Here is a 15,747-nt window from a genome sequence, read left to right as displayed (position 1 = left end):
AAACGGCAGTGATGATCCATTGCTGTTGATGACGGTAAATCGAGCTCCTTGCAGTGATGACAAGGCCCTTCACGAATTATACGTTTATTATCCACGACATCGATATAACCGATTAGGATCTACGGATGCTGGCCGTCTGCCGCCAGCATCCGTATGATCTTCTGTACTGTTTATCCGCTTTAGAAACCCAGGCTATTGACCACGTTATCAAGGGAAAGCTGTCCTTCCTTTAGCACTTCTTTTTTTATCACTTAAAACCTCCGTTATGAAATTGCTGATCACGATCAGGATACTGACAGTATTATTGTGCTGCAGTCCTTTTTATCTTATCATCCCACTGTATGCGCAACAGACGCCGGCCATAACTGTAAAGGGCCGCGTTACCAACCAGAATGGGGAGCCGCTACCGGGCGCTGTTATTGCCTTAGTGGGCAGCAGTAAGGGTAGCGTTACCCAGTCAGACGGTACGTTCCAAGTAACCGTACCGCCTAACAGCACCTTGCGTATTACCTATATTGGTTACCTGCCGCAGGAAACGCAGATCGGCAGCAGCGCGCCGGCCAACCTGACCATACAGCTGCTATCCAACAAAAGCGATCTGAATGAGGTGATAGTGGTAGGGTATGGTAAGCAGAAGAAATCTGATATTACGGGCGCCATCACTTCCATTAATGAGCAGGCATTGAAGGATGTGCCGGTTACGAATATCAGTCAGGCGTTACAGGGGCAGGGCCCAGGTATTGATGTGCAGAAAAGCGGTGGTAATAATAAGCCCGGTACAGCGCCTAAAATACTGATACGCGGCTCCCGGTCTGTGAATGCTTCCAACGATCCTTTGTTTGTGGTGGATGGCATCCCTTATAATGGGAATATCAATGACCTGAATACGGATGATGTGGTGTCCATAGAAGTGCTGAAAGACGCGTCTTCTACGGCTATCTATGGCTCCAGGGGAGCGAATGGCGTGATACTGGTCACTACGCGCAGGGGGCGTACGGGCAAACCGGTGATCACTTATAGCGGGTATGGCGGCTTTGTAAAAGCCAGGGGTAGTTATCCGATCATGGATGGGCCTACGTTTGCCAGTTTTAAGAAATGGGCCAAAGTGATTGGCAGTCCGGGTAAGTATACGGGCATAGATGATCCGAAATTCCTTTCCGTGGATGACGGCGCATTTACGCCTACAGAAATAGCCTCCATGAAAGCTGGGCGCAGTTATGACTGGCAAAAGCTGATCTATAAAACGGGGCTTACCACCAATCACCAGATTGGGGTTACCGGCGGTACGGATCTTACGCAATATGCATTATCCGGCGGGTATTTCCGGGAAACGGGTATTTATCCCGGGCAGGCGTTTGAGCGGTATACGGTAAAGGCAAGTGTGGATCAGCAGTTGGGTAAACGGTTTAAGATAGGGCTTAACAGCCTCAATAACTACTCCACTACCAAGGGCGAGAGCGCCAATCCTATGGGACAGGCTTTACGCGCTAACCCGCTGTCAGGCCCTTATGATACCACCGGTAAGCTGGTAGGATTCATACCCGGTAATGCCAACCAGGTATGGAACCCGCTGGCCAATTTTGAGCCCGGCGCCGTAGAAGAGACCCGCAGGCGGTTTGGCACCTTTACTACACTGTATGTGGATATTAACCTGGCGGATGGATTGAAGTACCGTTTTAATGGCGGCGCGGAGATCAAGTCAGATTTTTACGGCAATTTTTATGGCAGTAATACCACCAATAACCTGGGCGGGCCTTCCTCTTCGCAGCAACAGACGCGGCTTACCACAAACTATACGCTGGAGAACCTGCTTACGTATGATAAGACCTTTGGCCGGCATAAGCTGAACTTTACAGGGCTGTATAGCCTGCAGCAATCGCAGTACCAGGATAACTCTTATAACAACAGCAATATTGCGGCGGATTACCTGCAATACTATGCCGCGCAGTTTGCCAATAATCTCACGGGGACGGGTACCTATCAAAAATGGGATATTATTTCCTATATGGCGCGTATCAATTATGGGTTTGATAACCGGTATCTGCTTACGCTGACCATGCGCTCTGACGGGTCTTCGCGGTTGGCGCCCGGGAATAAATACCATGTGTTCCCCTCTGCAGCGGCGGCCTGGAATATATCGCAGGAGCCGTTCCTGAAGAATTCGCGTAATATCACCAACCTGAAACTGCGGGCCAGTTATGGCACGGTGGGTAATACGGCCATTGATCCCTACCAGACCCTGGGGCTGCTGACGGCGATCAATTACAACTATGGATCCAGCAATGTCACGGGCGCTTATCAAACGAATGTGCCCAACCCGGCGCTGACCTGGGAATATACCTCTACCGCTAATATAGGGCTGGATTTTGGGCTCTATGATAACCGTATTTCGGGATCGGTGGAAGTATATAAACAATTTACCCGGTCTTTGTTACTGCCGCAAACATTACCGCCTACATCCGGTATACCTAATTCTATCCTGACCAATATTGGTAAAACGGAGAACAAAGGCCTGGAGCTGCATATTGCCACAGTGAACATACAAGGTAAGACCAGCCGCGATTTTAGCTGGACGACGGACGTGAATGTTTTTATGAACCGGGGTAAGATCACCCAGCTGGCCAATGGCGTACAACAGGATATTGCCAATAGCTGGTTTGTAGGCAAACCTATTGGCAGCACGTTTGATTACCGCCGCGTGGGCATCTGGCAGAATACCGCGGAAGATACGGCTACGGCCCGCAGCATGGGCCTTACCGTGACCGGCTCCGGTTCTGTGATAGGTACTATCCGGGTAGCAGATATTAACGGAGACAAGAAGATAGACGCCAAAGACCGGGAAGTACTGGGCTCCAATCAACCGGACTGGCAGGGCGGTATGACGAACCGTTTCTCTTTCCGGGGCTTTGATCTTACCATTGTGGCCTTTGCCCGTATGGGTGGCCAGCTGGTAAGCCGCCTGTACCAGAGCGGCAGCTTTATCAATACTTTCCAGGCCAATTATAATAATGTGGACGTGCATTACTGGACGCCGCTAAACCATGAGAACTATTATCCCAAGCCCAATGCCGGCGCCACCAATACGCCTTATGTATCGCTGCTCAGTTATTATGATGCCAGTTATATCAAGATCCGGAGTATGAGCCTGGGGTATAATCTGCCGGCATCCTTACTGAAGCGTACGGGAGCCAGTGCCGTGCGGATCTATGCCACTGCGGAGGAACCTTTTATCCTTTTCTCGCCCTACCGCAACCGTTACGGCGGGCTGGATCCGGAATCTGCCGGACAGCTGGCGGTAGATACCCCTCCTACCTGGTCTATGATCTTTGGCATTAACATCACTCTTTAAAACCTGTTTACATGAAACGTTTACGCACTATTATATACCTGGCTTTACCGCTGATCTTTGCGCTTGGCAGCTGTCAGAAAAAACTGGATGAGCAACCCCGGGCCATTCTTACGCCGGACTTCCTTTCTACCGCACAGGGGCTGCAACTGGCAATGGACGCCGCTTACGGCAGTACCCGCACACTGTGGGGCACACAGGACCTGTTTACCATGACAGTGATCGGCACAGATGAATTTATTACCGGGATAGACGGGAATAATGATATTAATAAGTATAACAGCAACTATACGCCTTCTACCGGTGTGGTGGGCAATGTATGGAAAGCCTGTTATACGTTTATCAATACCTGTAACGGTATTGTAGATTATGCGCCGGCCGTGACGGGTATGGATACAGCCGTGAAGAACCGGATGGTAGCGGAGGCGAAATTCCTGCGCGCTAATGTGTATTTCGCGCTGGTACAGTTCTGGGGGGATGTAACGCTGAATGAACATTTTCAGAACAGTATTATCACCTCTGCTACACGGGCGCCGATGAAGGATGTATATGATTTTATTGTACAGGACCTGAAAGATGCTATCGCCGGTTTGCCGGCAGGGCCATTCAGTACAGGGATGCTGCCCGGTAAGGCGAATAAGGCCGCTGCCATGCATGTATTGTCAAAAGTATATCTTACCCGGGCTGGTTCTTCGGCTAAACAGGCAGATGATTACCGGAACGCCTACACAGTGGCCATGGACCTCATCAACAATGTAGCCCCTGCCGCCGGATTATCCCTGCAGCCGGACTTTGCGGATGTATACAGGGAGGGGAATGAAAACAACAGTGAAGTACTGTGGACGGTACAACATACATCCAACCTGGCTTATAACGGGCCTAATAACAGCGGCGGTACGGATAATGTGCTGAACCATATGTGGGTGCCCCGGTATGAGGAACAATCCGGCATGCAACGCAGCACGTTGTACGGCCGGCCGTATATCCGGTGTATACCTACCCGCTGGCTGCTGGATACGGTGTTTGCGGAGCGGGTGAATGATAGCCGTTATCAGAAGACTTTCCAGGTGGCGTGGCTGGCGAATAACCCCGGTAATATTCCCAGCTGGCCCAGTCCTCTGCCGCCGGGCGCTCCTGCCGGCGCGGTAGCTGGTCAACCTAAATTTAAGATGGGCGATACGGCGATCTTTATGCCCGGACATGATGTAACTGATGCCGAGATAGCTGCGGCGCCTTATAAGCTGATGCCGCCCCGGACCTATACTACTTCTTTATCGCCGGCTATGTTCAAGTATTTTGATACCAAACGGGCGGATATGAATTACCCATCTATACGGCCGGTGATCGTGTACCGGCTGGCAGATACTTATTTAATCGCCGCCGAAGCCCTGTTTATGGATGGCCGTGCCGGGGATGCGCTGCGTTATATTAACGCCATCCGTGAGCGGGCGGCTTATCCTACGGGAAATCCTCAGCAGATGGATGTGCAGGTAGGCGATCTGTCGCAGGATTTTATACTGGATGAGCGCTCCCGGGAGCTGTGTGGCGAGCTGGTGAGGTGGTGGGACCTGGTGAGGACGGGTAAATTGCTGCAGCGGATAAGGTTGCATAATACAGATGGGACGAATAATATACAGGCGAAACATGTGTTACGGCCTATTCCGCAGACGCAGCTGGATGCGGTGACGACGGGAGAGGCGTATCCGCAGAATGAGGGGTGGAATTGATGTGGTGGGTAAACATGAGGTCACAATTTGTGACCTCAAACTTTCATATTCTTCTTTAGTCAGCTGAAACATAAAATCGACCGGGAAACGGTCTTCATTTCTCTTTACTGCCTGATTCAGTATTTTTGTTGGCACCTCATATAATTCAGCCAAATCAAAGTCTAACATTACTTTCTGTCCTCTTATCTCATATATTTTACTCTGGATAGCAACTAACTTCATATGATTAACAAATCCTTTGGATTACAAAGGCTGGAAGTTAGCGGTATTTGCAGAAGAAGAAGTTAATACGCCGTTAATCCCTCTCCTACCTGCGCATCCACTTCCTCCTCTTCCGGCGGCCGCCGGTGCCACCAGGATGCCAATAATGATCCTGTAATATTCATCACCGGTCCAAATATCGCAGGGGCCAAACCTACAGTAGCTATCTTGCCCATCTCTTTCGCGATGGCGGATGCCAGTCCGCCGTTTTGCATACCTACTTCGATGGCAATGGTCCGGCAATCCTGCTCCTTCATGCGGATGAGGCGGCAGAACCAGTAGCCCAATGTATAGCCGGACAGGTTATGTACCAGGCCAGCTACTACCAGTAAGGCGCCTACATTCAGAAGGCTATCCCGTCCGTGGGCGGTGATGATCACGATAATAAAGGCAATAGCCGCCATGGATAATTTAGGCATGAGCTTATCGAGCCAGCCAATGCGGCCGCTGAGGAAATGGTTGAATACCAGGCCGCCGGCTACCGGGATGAGCACCATTTTAGAGATATCCCACATCATTTTCTGTACGCTGATCTCAATGTAGTTACCGGCCAGCCATTCCATCAGTAATGGCGTGATAAAAGGCGCCAGCAGGGTGGATACAGCTGTTAAGGTAACGGAGAGGGCCAGGTTGGCTTTTGCGAGGTAAGAGATCACATTGGAGGCCATACCGCAGGGAGCAGAGCCGATCAGTATAACGCCGGCGGCGATCTCCGGCGGGAAGTGCAGAACAGTAGCGAGGCCCAGGCCTACCAGCGGCATAATGGTAAAGTGACAGGTGATGCCTACCAATACGCCGGCCGGCATTTTTACTACACCGTAAAAATCGCGCAGGCTCATGGAGGTACCCATACCAAACATGATGACCTGAATGAGGGGTGTGATGAGGATGGACAGATCCCAGCCGTTAGGTTTGATGAAGGGCTGTGGATAATACAGGGCGGTGGTGACTGCCGCAAAGATCATGAGCGTATATACATAGCCTTTGGTGGCGGGATAACTGTTACAGCACCATGCCAGGGCTATCCAGCAGGCGATCATAGAAGGACCGGCCTGCGCTCCCCTGCCTACGGAAAACATGACGATGTTGGTGATGAGTAGCAGCAGCGCCGTAATACCGGGCAGGCGGCTGGATCTGTTGGAAAAAGACATGTTTGTATCAGTTTTAAATAATCACTTACCAGGTACGGCCCTGCAGGTAGGCATCCAGCGATTGGCGGTTGAGCTGTATGGGACCAGGATGCTGTTGCAGCCATTGCAGGAATTCTTCTTTGATCTTATCACTCCATTGGTTATCGATCTCGCCGGGGGTGTATTTGCCGGACTTTAACATAGCGTGGCCGAATTCGTCTTTCATGCCGATGAAGATGGCGGTGTTGATAACTTTCTCTGCCATGTGGGCGGGTATGAAGAGGATACCTTCTTCCTGCGCCAGCACCAGATCACCGGGTAATACTACCGCGCGGCCAATACGGATGGGAGTGTTGAGGCCCATGAGCAATACGTTCTTCAGATAAGACGGATCCCAGTCGCGCACAAAGGCGTTAAAGCCGGGAATATCCCGCAGGCCTTCCAGGTCGCGGGCGGCCGCATCGAAGACCACACCGCTGCCGGTTTTGGTGAAGATGGCATTGCCCAGGTTATCGCCTATCATAGTGCCTTCCGCTATTTTGCCCATACCGTCTGCCACGTATACATCGCCTTTGGTGAGTTGCTGGATAGGCCATGAATTGGTGTTGCCTTTGAAGCCTTTGCCATGGCCTCTGTCCAGTATGTTCTTTTCTATATCCGGGCGGGAGGGCAGGTATTGAGCGGTAACGGCGCGGCCTACTACGGGCGTTTCCGGGTGGAGGATCTTCCAGTTGCCTTCAAACTGGCAGTGGTAGCCTTCGTTATCCAGGATGGTCCAGGCTTCTTCGATGCCGATGTGCCGGGCTTTTTCGATAAGGCTATCGGGGATCTTAGGACGGCCATCCGGGAAACGTTCGCCTTTCCAGGCGGCCGTCAGGAATACCAGTTCCTCTTTAGAGAGGGTTTGGGCGGATAAAAAAGCAGGCCAGCAGGCGAATGCCAGGAGCAGCGTTAGGAGGGATGCTATTGACATGTGCCTGCAAGGCCTGTTTGCCGGACCGGCAGGGAAACACTGTTCATTGTTCCAATCAATGCGATGTATGCTGTGTGCTATCATATCCTGATGTTGTATCAGATCAAGTATTTACTGTTCCTGGAATATTAGTTTTAATGATCACCGGCATGTTCTTCTACCTGCAGGGTGGCGCCAGCACGATAAGGCAGGCTGGCCAGGCCATTGAGATCGTATACTACTTTGCCGGCGCGGAGGGTGAGCTCACACTCCAGTTTCTGGTTACCTTCCAGGCGGGAGCCGGTAGCGTCTATAAAACCGAACTTGCCTTTCATGACCTGGAGAATGGCGATATCCGCCACGGCGCCAGGTGATAAGTGACCTAGTTCTTCGTGATGGATGGCCTTAGCGGGCTCCCACGTGGAGGCTTTGATAATGCCGGGTACATCCATACCCATGACCAGGAATTTGGACATTACATTAAGCATGTCTTTCATGCCGGCGTTCATGCTGGTAGTATGGATATCTGTGCTGATGGTAGATGGATAGAAGCCGGCTTTGAGCGCAGGTATGGCCTGTGAAAAGGAGAAGCTGGCGCCGCCATGGCCTACATCAAAAATGATCCCGCGTTTGCGGGCAGCCAGGGCAAAAGGCTCCAGCTGGCCATTGGCATTTACAATGGGCATCCGGCTTTTGAGCTGGGCGTAGGCATGAGTGAAGATATCACCTGGCCGCAAGTGCTCCATGAACAGGGAATCCAGGGAGAGCGGCGGGTGTTGGGAGCCGAAGTCGATCATCACCGGTACGCCAACGATGTTACCTGCTTCGACCGCACGATCTACCGGCGTCCATACGCTGCCTACGTAGTGGGCTACTTTTATGCCTACCAGGTATTGTTTGTTTTGCTGGATGGTGAGGGCGGTCATCTTTGCATCCATATCTTCCATGTTCTGCTCGTATACGCCACCGGCCATGCCTTCGCCTACTATATTCAGGAAAGCGAGTACGCGGGTTTGCGAGTGGAGGATGGTCTGCTTCTTAAACTTTTCGAAGCTGCGCCAACCGGAGCTGCCAGCATCCACTACCGTCGTTACTCCGCAGCGGAATGTAAAACCATCCGGTGCAATAGCGGTGTAGCTGTTGCGCAGGTAGCGGTTCTCTTCTGTGCCGGCAAAGTTGTGGCTATGGATGTCTATGAGCCCGGGTGTTACGTAGAGCCCTTCTGCGTGGATAACGCGGGCGGCCTTTGCTGCATCTATGGAAGGCGCTACCGCGGCAATGGTATCGCCACTGATGGCGATATCCATTACCCGGTTGATGTTGTTCTTAGGATCTATTACATGACCACCTTTTAAAAGCAGGCTGTATTGCTGGGCATGGGTTAGCCGCACGGCCAGCAGGAGGCCTATCAGCAGGCTTCCGTATCTTGCCATCTTGTACATGGACGTATATATTTTTACGTTAGGACAAATGTGAGAGCGCTTCCTTTAGCCGCGCTGCCACTATCTTTTCCTGGCCGGGCGCCATCATCCAGGTGGTGATGCTGATCCCGTATTTATTGCCATGTGGCGCGTCTGCCACTTCTATGGATGGAGAGCCGTTACGTAGTTTTTCCCTGAGGGCAGTGGCTGTTACGGGCACTTTCTCCGCATCCCAGGAGATGCGCAGGGTGGGTATATGGTTAGCCGCGGTTTCCGGTACAACGGTCTCTGTTTTTACGCCGGGCACTGATGCAGCTGCTTTGCTGATCAGGTCTATCTGGCCTTCCCAGAGTTTCCATTCTTTTACATGATCGCGTTGCAGGTAGTATTCCAGGGCTACCATCATGCCTAATACTTCTTCCTTATTTACTTTCATGCCCCGGCCGATGGTATTACCGCGGGGCGGCATGCTTAAACGGGCGGCTTTGAGGTATTTTTCCTTACCTAGCAACAGGCCCGCGCTTTGCGGGCCGCGGATACCTTTGCCACCGGAGAAGCAGACCATATCGTAGCCCATTTCTGTAAAACGCCACAGGTTCTCCACCGGCGGTACATCTGCCGCGCAGTCTATCATAGCGGGCAGGTTATGGGCGTGGGCGATCTTTATGAAGTCTTCTACTTTTACCGGGCCTTCTGCGTTGTTTGCGTTTACGAAGAAGAGCATGGCGGTTTGGTCGTTGATGGACTTTTCCAGCCCTTCGCGGCTTTCTACCTGGATCACTTTTACGCCGGTATTCTTTAGTGCGTGGGCATAAGGAATATCGTGCGCTTTTTGCATGATGACCTCTGTTTTAAGACCGGTGCCGGCCAGGTGTGGCAGCAGGGCGGCCTTTTTCTCATCCATGCCGGAGAGCACGCCGGTGAGGCCCAGGGTGATGGCGGAGAAAGCGCCGGAGGTAACTACTGCATACTCGCTGCGTACCAGTTTGGCGATCCGTTGTCCGGCTTTATCCTGGATCTCATCCAGCATCACAAAATCTTTGGCGGCGTACTGGATGGCGGCCAGCACTTCCGGCAGCATCAGCGAACCTGTCATGGCCGTGTAGGTACCGGCTGCATTGATGAAGGTGCGTACACCCAGTTCCGCGAAATAGTCCCTTGCGGGAGCCGCCGCGGCTGCCTCCGTAAAAGGCAGTATGCTGGCTGTACCTGCCAGTCCACCCAAGAGGGGGACGGCAGAAAGATTTTTGATCAAATTTCTGCGCGTAATCATAATATGTGGTATGAAAGGTTTGTTATACGGCGGCTATGCAATCCATCTCCACCAGTGAATTTCCCGGAACGCCGCCATATACGGCCACGGTGGTACGAACAGGCGGGTTACTGCCAAAGCGGCCGCGGAATACTTCGTTCATTGCTTTATAGTCGTTCAGGTCATGCAGGAAAACGCTCACTTTTAGGACCTTATCCATAGAGGAGCCGGCTTTTTTGAGCTGGTTTTCCATCTCTTTGAGCACATGATCTGTGTGGGCTTTGATATCGCCTTCGAAGTGTGCGCCTATGCCGGCCAGGAATACAAAGCCACCGTGTTTGGTGGAGCTGGAGAATAGCGGTATTTCCTGATCGTATACCACGTTTTTTGCCTGTTTATCGAATGTGGTATTTGAGGCAGCTTTGGCCACTACATTCAGGCCGGCGATGCCAGCCAGGGAAGCAAACAGTTTCTTGAGTACGTTCCGTCTTTCGTTTAACATGATTAACTAGCTTTTAGCCTTTAGCTATAGCCCGTAGATGACGGCTACAGATTAAAGGCAGGGTTTAGTGATTAGCTGTTTATTTATCCCACCATACGCGGGTCACAAAATCATTAGGTCCCTGGCGGTCTACGGCCTGCTGGAAGTTGGCGCTATTTACGCTTTCTTCTGAGGGCGGGTAGATGAGGCGGCGCGGAATAGTGCCGTTGGTGATATTGCCGGGAATGTTTACGGGTACCAATGCCGGGAAACCGGTACGGCGCCAGTTGGCCCATCCCTCCTGTTCATCAAGGAACAGGGTAACCCACATCTGGGTATGGATCTGATTAAGCTTATCCGTGAGGGCGCCGGTGTTATTGAAGGGATGTGCGGTAAGGTAGGTGTTGATGTTTTCGTTGCTGATGATACCTGCGCCGCCAAACAGGGCCCAGTTATGCATGGATACGGTGATGCCGGCCGTAAAAGCTGCGGAGATATCGCCGCCGTACCAGCCGCGGGCAGCGGCTTCTGCCAGCAGCAGGTTCATTTCTCCGCCGCTCATGATAATGTAGGGAGCGGATTTTTGCAGGATGGTAGCCGGGTTAGGTTCTGAATAAGAGATAAAATCTGCCGGTTTGCCCAGCAGCCCGTTGGGCATACCTTTCTGCACCGCCGGGCTGCTGTTGGGCTGACCGTTGACCCACACCACGGCTATTACCGGCAGGCGGGGATCGTTATTGGTTTTCAGGAAGTCAATAAAGGTTTTTGCGTATTTACCGCCTTCTGTATTACTGGTACCGTCTGCGGAGGCAAAGTTGTTACTCAGCATATCAAAGGAGGCGGGGTTCTGGTTGTAGGTCTGCGGGCCATCGGCATACTTCATGTATGCCACATCTGCCTCTGTGGTGATAACCCCACCGGCAATGGCTTTACCCACCCAGGTTTGAGCCAGGGCCGGATCTATTTTAGTGAGGCGCATACCCAGGCGCAGCATGAGTGAGTAGGCGAATTTCTTCCACTGTGTGGCATTCCCCTTATAGATAAAATCACCTGCGCCAAATGTGGGCACACTTGCATCCAGGTTAATGGCGGCAGCTGCGTCTTCCAGCTCTTTGAGCATATTGGGATAGATGGCAGACTGCTGGTCATATACGGGGGTGAAATTATTGTCTGTATAGCCTTTGATAGCGTCTGTATAAGGGATATCTCCGTAGAGGTCTGTTAAACGGTGCATGACGTATACCCGCCAGATACGGGCAATGGGTAGTTTGTTGCCACTGGCTGCCGCGTCTTTTTCCAACGCCTGTACTACGGTAGTGATCTCGTTTACGGCGCCGGGATAACTATTCTCAAAAAAAGCGTAGGGATAGCTGCCCTGCTGCCAGTAGTATTTATCGCCCAGGCCGGGTACATCCTTATAGGTAGCAAAATGCTGGATAGCGCCGCCGGCACATACCACGCTGGTGGAGTAGTAAGTGGCGGTGCTGGTGCCATAGCCGCCACTGATCCCATCCAGCAGGGCTTTACTGAACATATACTCCGGCTCTACCACGGGGGAAGCATCCGGGTTTACATTCATCTCTTCAAACCCTTTATCACAGGCCTGTAATGCCAATACACCCATTACAGCCACATAGATCAGTTTATGAATAGTCCTTAACATATTTTCCTTGGTGTAAGTGTGAATAATTAGAATTTCACCATCAGGTTAAAGCCATAGCTACGCGTACGCGGTACCGCAAAGGCCTCGAAACCCTGCGCGTTGCCGCTGGTATAACTGGACTCCGGATCAAAATTGTCTGTATTCTTATACAGGATAAGCAGGTTGCGCGCTACAAGTGATACGGAGGCAGACTGCATCTTGAGCTTCCATACATGATCCAGTGGCAGCTGGTAGCTGAGTATTACCTGGCGCAGTTTTACAAAGCTGCCATCCTGCACAAAAAGCTCTGTGTAGTTCTTCAGGTTATCATAATAGAGCCGCAGGTTGGCTACCGGTATGGTGTGGGTATCCGCATTGCCGGCTTCATTTACGCCACTTAGTACCAGCCCGTTCTCCCGGCCCGGCAGGGTGCTTTTATGCAGGCCAAAGCGGGTAGCGTATACATCCATGGTGGAGAATACTTTGTTGCCAAACTTACCATCCACCAAAAACTCAAAGGAGAGGCGTTTGTAGTTAAAGGTGTTGGTGATGCCCATGGTAAGGGGCGGTACGCCTTGCCCCAGCTCTACCAGGTCGCTTTTAACGGGATAACCGTTGCTGGCGTAGATGATGTCGCCTTTTTCATTCCGCTCCATTTTGTAGCCTTTGATGATACCATAGGGACGGCCTACCGTATTGTGCACAAATGCCCAGCCGCCTACGCTCTGCGCCATTTGTATGGTATTGAGGCCTTCTGCCAGTTTTACTACTTCGTTCTTGTTGTAGGCTACGTTGTAGCTAACATCCCAGGAGAAAGATTTGCTTTTTACCGGTGTGCCGGTCAGCAATAACTCTACGCCTTTGTTATCCACCTCGCCTACGTTGAGGAGCGCATCGTTATAACCAGAGGCCCGGGAGATGGCAGTGCGTACGATATCATTAGTGGTTTTACGATCGTAGAAGGTAAGGTCTATACCTAAGCGGTTGTGCAGGAACTGCGCTTCCAGGCCAGCCTCGTAGGTGGTAGAGGTAAGCGGTTTAAGCGTGGCATTGGTCACCAGGTTCACATTCTGCGAAGTAGTCACCTGCTGTACCGGCTGGCCCAGGTGGCCGCCCTGTACGCTGCTGAAGGTCTGGTTCAGGATATACGGGTCTGGCGTAGCGCCGCCCACCTGCGCCCAGGAAGCGCGGATCTTTGCGAAGTTCACCCAGGCAGGCAGCTGCACCGCATCTGATAAAATAAAGCTGGTACCAATAGCCGGGTAAAAGATACTGTTGCTTAAAGGACTGAGGGTAGAGAACCAGTCCTGCCGCCCGGTAAGGGTAAGGAAGATGAGTGATTTATAATCCAGGTCTATTGAACCAAACAGGGAGTTGGTAGCGGTACGGTTGCGGATAGGTTTGGTGGTAACGGTAGCCAGGTTGGTATAGCTATAGAAGAACGGTATTACAAACTGCGTACCGTCTATATCTGTTTCGTCACTGGTGTACTTGCGTTTGTTACCGCCAGCCAGCACGTTAAGGCCTACTTTATCCCAGAACTTTGTATTGTAGTTCATCGTGAGCATGGCATTGGTCTCTGCCACGGATACCCTTTTGCCACTATAGGTACCCGTACCACCCAATGTATACACGGTGCCGGTAGGTATGATGCCGGTGAAATCGTAGTTAAAGAAATCGCGGCTCACGCTGCCTTTTACAAACAGGTTCTTGAGCACATCGTACCGGATACTGGCCTGGCCAATGAAACGGTTTTTGGTATCGTTATTCTGGAAACGGTTGATCACAAAATAGGAGTTGGACGCATAGGGCGTTTCGTTCCACTGTATTTCCCGGCCGGCCGAGTCATAACCCGGAGCCATGGACCGTATATCCACCGTATTGGCGATCATGTACACGGCCCAGTTAGGATTGCCCGTTGCATCGCCAGCGCTGGGCCGGTTCTTGGCGTTCTCCACATTGTATTGCGCTACCGCTTCGATGCTGATCTTTTTGCCCAGGTAGGCGTTTACATTGAGGTTAGCGATCTTCTTATTGAGGGAAGAATTGGGCAGGATGCTTTTGCTGTCTGTATTAGACAGGGAGAAACGGTAATTCACCACTTCTGAGCCGCCGTTAAATGCCAGGGTATTGATGAAGGTAGTGCCGGTGTTGTAGAAGTTCTTAATATTATCCTTCTGCGGCGAATAGGGATGTTGTTTACCATCAAAAGCGGTGTACAGGCTGCCATCCATGGGGGTACCGAATGAACGGCGCCCCCAGTCAATGGCTTGCTGCTGTGTGGTCGGTTTTACTCCACCATCCCCTTGTCCGTATTCATATTGCCAGTCCGGAGTAACCGAAGGGTTTTCGAGCGTTAACGTGGTGTTATAGTCAACCCCTATGCCCTTTCTTGCCCTGCCTTTTTTCGTTGTAATAAGTATCACCCCGTTAGCCGCGCGGGAACCATAGAGGGCTGCCGCGGGACCGCCTTTGAGCACGCTCATGGTCTCAATATCATCCGGGTTAATGCCGGCAATACCATCCCCACGGTCTACGTTCAGGCCACCATCGCTGGTAGTGGGTGTGCCGCCGGGGCTTGTATTATCTATGGGCATACCGTTCACCACGTACAGCGGCTGGTTATCCCCGTTAAGGGAGCCGTTACCGCGTATGATCACACGGCTGGAGCTACCGGGACCGCTGGCCAGGCTGGTGGCATTTACGCCCGCGATCTTTCCACTGAGGGCGTTGGCGATGTTGATTTCGCGCGCTTTGGTGAACTCGCTGCCGCTTACTTCTGTTACGGCAAAGGCCACGGCTTTCTTTTCCTTACGGATGCCCAGCGCGGTGACCACCACTTCTGAGAGCGATTTGTTAGCGTCTTCCAGCTTTACGATTATCGTGCCGTTTGGGTCTGATACGGTGACCTCCTGTTTTTCAAAACCGATAGAGGAGATGACGAGCACCAGGGGGCCGGTTTTATCCTTGTCTTTTAGCGTCAGCTCAAACCGGCCGTCGCCATCCGCCATGGTAGCGGTGGAGGGATCGCTCTTCAGGTAGATGGTAGCGCCGGGTATGGCGCCGCTGTCTTTAGAAGAGATCACGCGTCCCTTTAGCTTATCCGCCATCATATAAACGCTTAGCAGGCTGGCGAGGCTATCTGTGGTGTGTGCGGATGGATTAAAGATGGAGAATTGTTTTTCATTGATCCGTTTATACTCCAGCCGCTGATCTGTTAAAACCTGTTTGAGCGCGGCTTCCGGCTCCATACGTTCTGCTTTATCAAGCAGGTCTGCGGCAATGGTCTTTCCATCCAGCAGGCCTTCGCGATACGCGATACGGATATTATGGAACTTGCGGAGGCGGTCCAGCGCCTCTTTTAACGAGATCGTAGCTTTGTTGTTACCTCCGCTCTGGGAGGTAGCGTGAAACGTGGTTGTTTGTCTGGATGCGTACACTTTACCAATCTGCGCAGTTACAGGGCTTCCCATACCAAACGTGAGGGCACACCAAAGGAGGCCCAAAATGAGATTTTGGTCTGTTCGTGTCATGT

At 51.8% G+C, this 15,747-nt stretch carries 10 protein-coding genes; 2 read left to right on the top strand and 8 right to left on the bottom strand.

Annotated features, from left to right (window positions below; genetic code table 11):
* The first annotated feature begins 265 nt into the window (after positions 1 to 265).
* Both F0L74_RS05530 and F0L74_RS05525 read left to right on the top strand, forming a co-directional pair.
* Positions 266 to 3,349, top strand: coding sequence for a SusC/RagA family TonB-linked outer membrane protein (locus F0L74_RS05530; RefSeq protein ID WP_149836812.1), 3,084 nt, complete (start codon positions 266 to 268; stop codon positions 3,347 to 3,349).
* A gap of 11 nt (positions 3,350 to 3,360) precedes the next feature.
* Complete coding sequence (locus tag F0L74_RS05525) at positions 3,361 to 5,073, top strand: RagB/SusD family nutrient uptake outer membrane protein (protein WP_149836811.1); 1,713 nt, start codon at positions 3,361 to 3,363, stop codon at positions 5,071 to 5,073.
* Here F0L74_RS05525 and F0L74_RS05520 read toward each other — a convergent pair.
* The 8 genes from F0L74_RS05520 to F0L74_RS05485 all read right to left on the bottom strand — a co-directional run bounded on the left by F0L74_RS05520 (position 4,996) and on the right by F0L74_RS05485 (position 15,745).
* On the bottom strand, positions 4,996 to 5,295 hold the full coding sequence (locus tag F0L74_RS05520) for an ORF6N domain-containing protein (RefSeq protein WP_149836810.1): 300 nt from the start codon (positions 5,293 to 5,295) through the stop codon (positions 4,996 to 4,998). The genes F0L74_RS05525 and F0L74_RS05520 overlap by 78 nt on opposite strands.
* A gap of 62 nt (positions 5,296 to 5,357) precedes the next feature.
* Positions 5,358 to 6,485, bottom strand: coding sequence for a bile acid:sodium symporter family protein (locus F0L74_RS05515; protein ID WP_149836809.1), 1,128 nt, complete (start codon positions 6,483 to 6,485; stop codon positions 5,358 to 5,360).
* 25 nt (positions 6,486 to 6,510) lie between these two features.
* A complete protein-coding gene (locus F0L74_RS05510) occupies positions 6,511 to 7,437 on the bottom strand; it encodes an RraA family protein (RefSeq protein WP_149836808.1) in 927 nt (308 codons plus the stop codon).
* A gap of 134 nt (positions 7,438 to 7,571) precedes the next feature.
* Positions 7,572 to 8,858, bottom strand: coding sequence for an amidohydrolase/deacetylase family metallohydrolase (locus tag F0L74_RS05505; RefSeq protein ID WP_149836807.1), 1,287 nt, complete (start codon positions 8,856 to 8,858; stop codon positions 7,572 to 7,574).
* Between the two features lie 19 nt (positions 8,859 to 8,877).
* The gene (locus F0L74_RS05500) at positions 8,878 to 10,110 is read right to left on the bottom strand and encodes an aminotransferase class V-fold PLP-dependent enzyme (protein ID WP_149836806.1); all 1,233 of its coding nucleotides are present in this window, start codon (positions 10,108 to 10,110) and stop codon (positions 8,878 to 8,880) included.
* Between the two features lie 22 nt (positions 10,111 to 10,132).
* On the bottom strand, positions 10,133 to 10,591 hold the full coding sequence (locus F0L74_RS05495; RefSeq protein ID WP_149836805.1) for a RidA family protein: 459 nt from the start codon (positions 10,589 to 10,591) through the stop codon (positions 10,133 to 10,135).
* A 79-nt stretch (positions 10,592 to 10,670) separates the two neighbouring features.
* The gene (locus F0L74_RS05490) at positions 10,671 to 12,233 is read right to left on the bottom strand and encodes a SusD/RagB family nutrient-binding outer membrane lipoprotein (RefSeq protein ID WP_149836804.1); all 1,563 of its coding nucleotides are present in this window, start codon (positions 12,231 to 12,233) and stop codon (positions 10,671 to 10,673) included.
* A 26-nt stretch (positions 12,234 to 12,259) separates the two neighbouring features.
* Positions 12,260 to 15,745 carry a SusC/RagA family TonB-linked outer membrane protein gene (locus F0L74_RS05485; protein WP_149836803.1) on the bottom strand — a complete coding sequence of 1,162 codons (3,486 nt, stop codon included), beginning with the start codon at positions 15,743 to 15,745 and terminating at the stop codon, positions 12,260 to 12,262.
* Positions 15,746 to 15,747 lie beyond the last annotated feature (2 nt).

Source organism: Chitinophaga agrisoli, assembly GCF_008386695.1.
Taxonomy (GTDB): Bacteria; Bacteroidota; Bacteroidia; order Chitinophagales; family Chitinophagaceae; genus Chitinophaga; species Chitinophaga agrisoli.
Note: the sequence above shows the minus strand (reverse complement) of the source record. Positions and strands in the feature narration are given on the sequence as shown.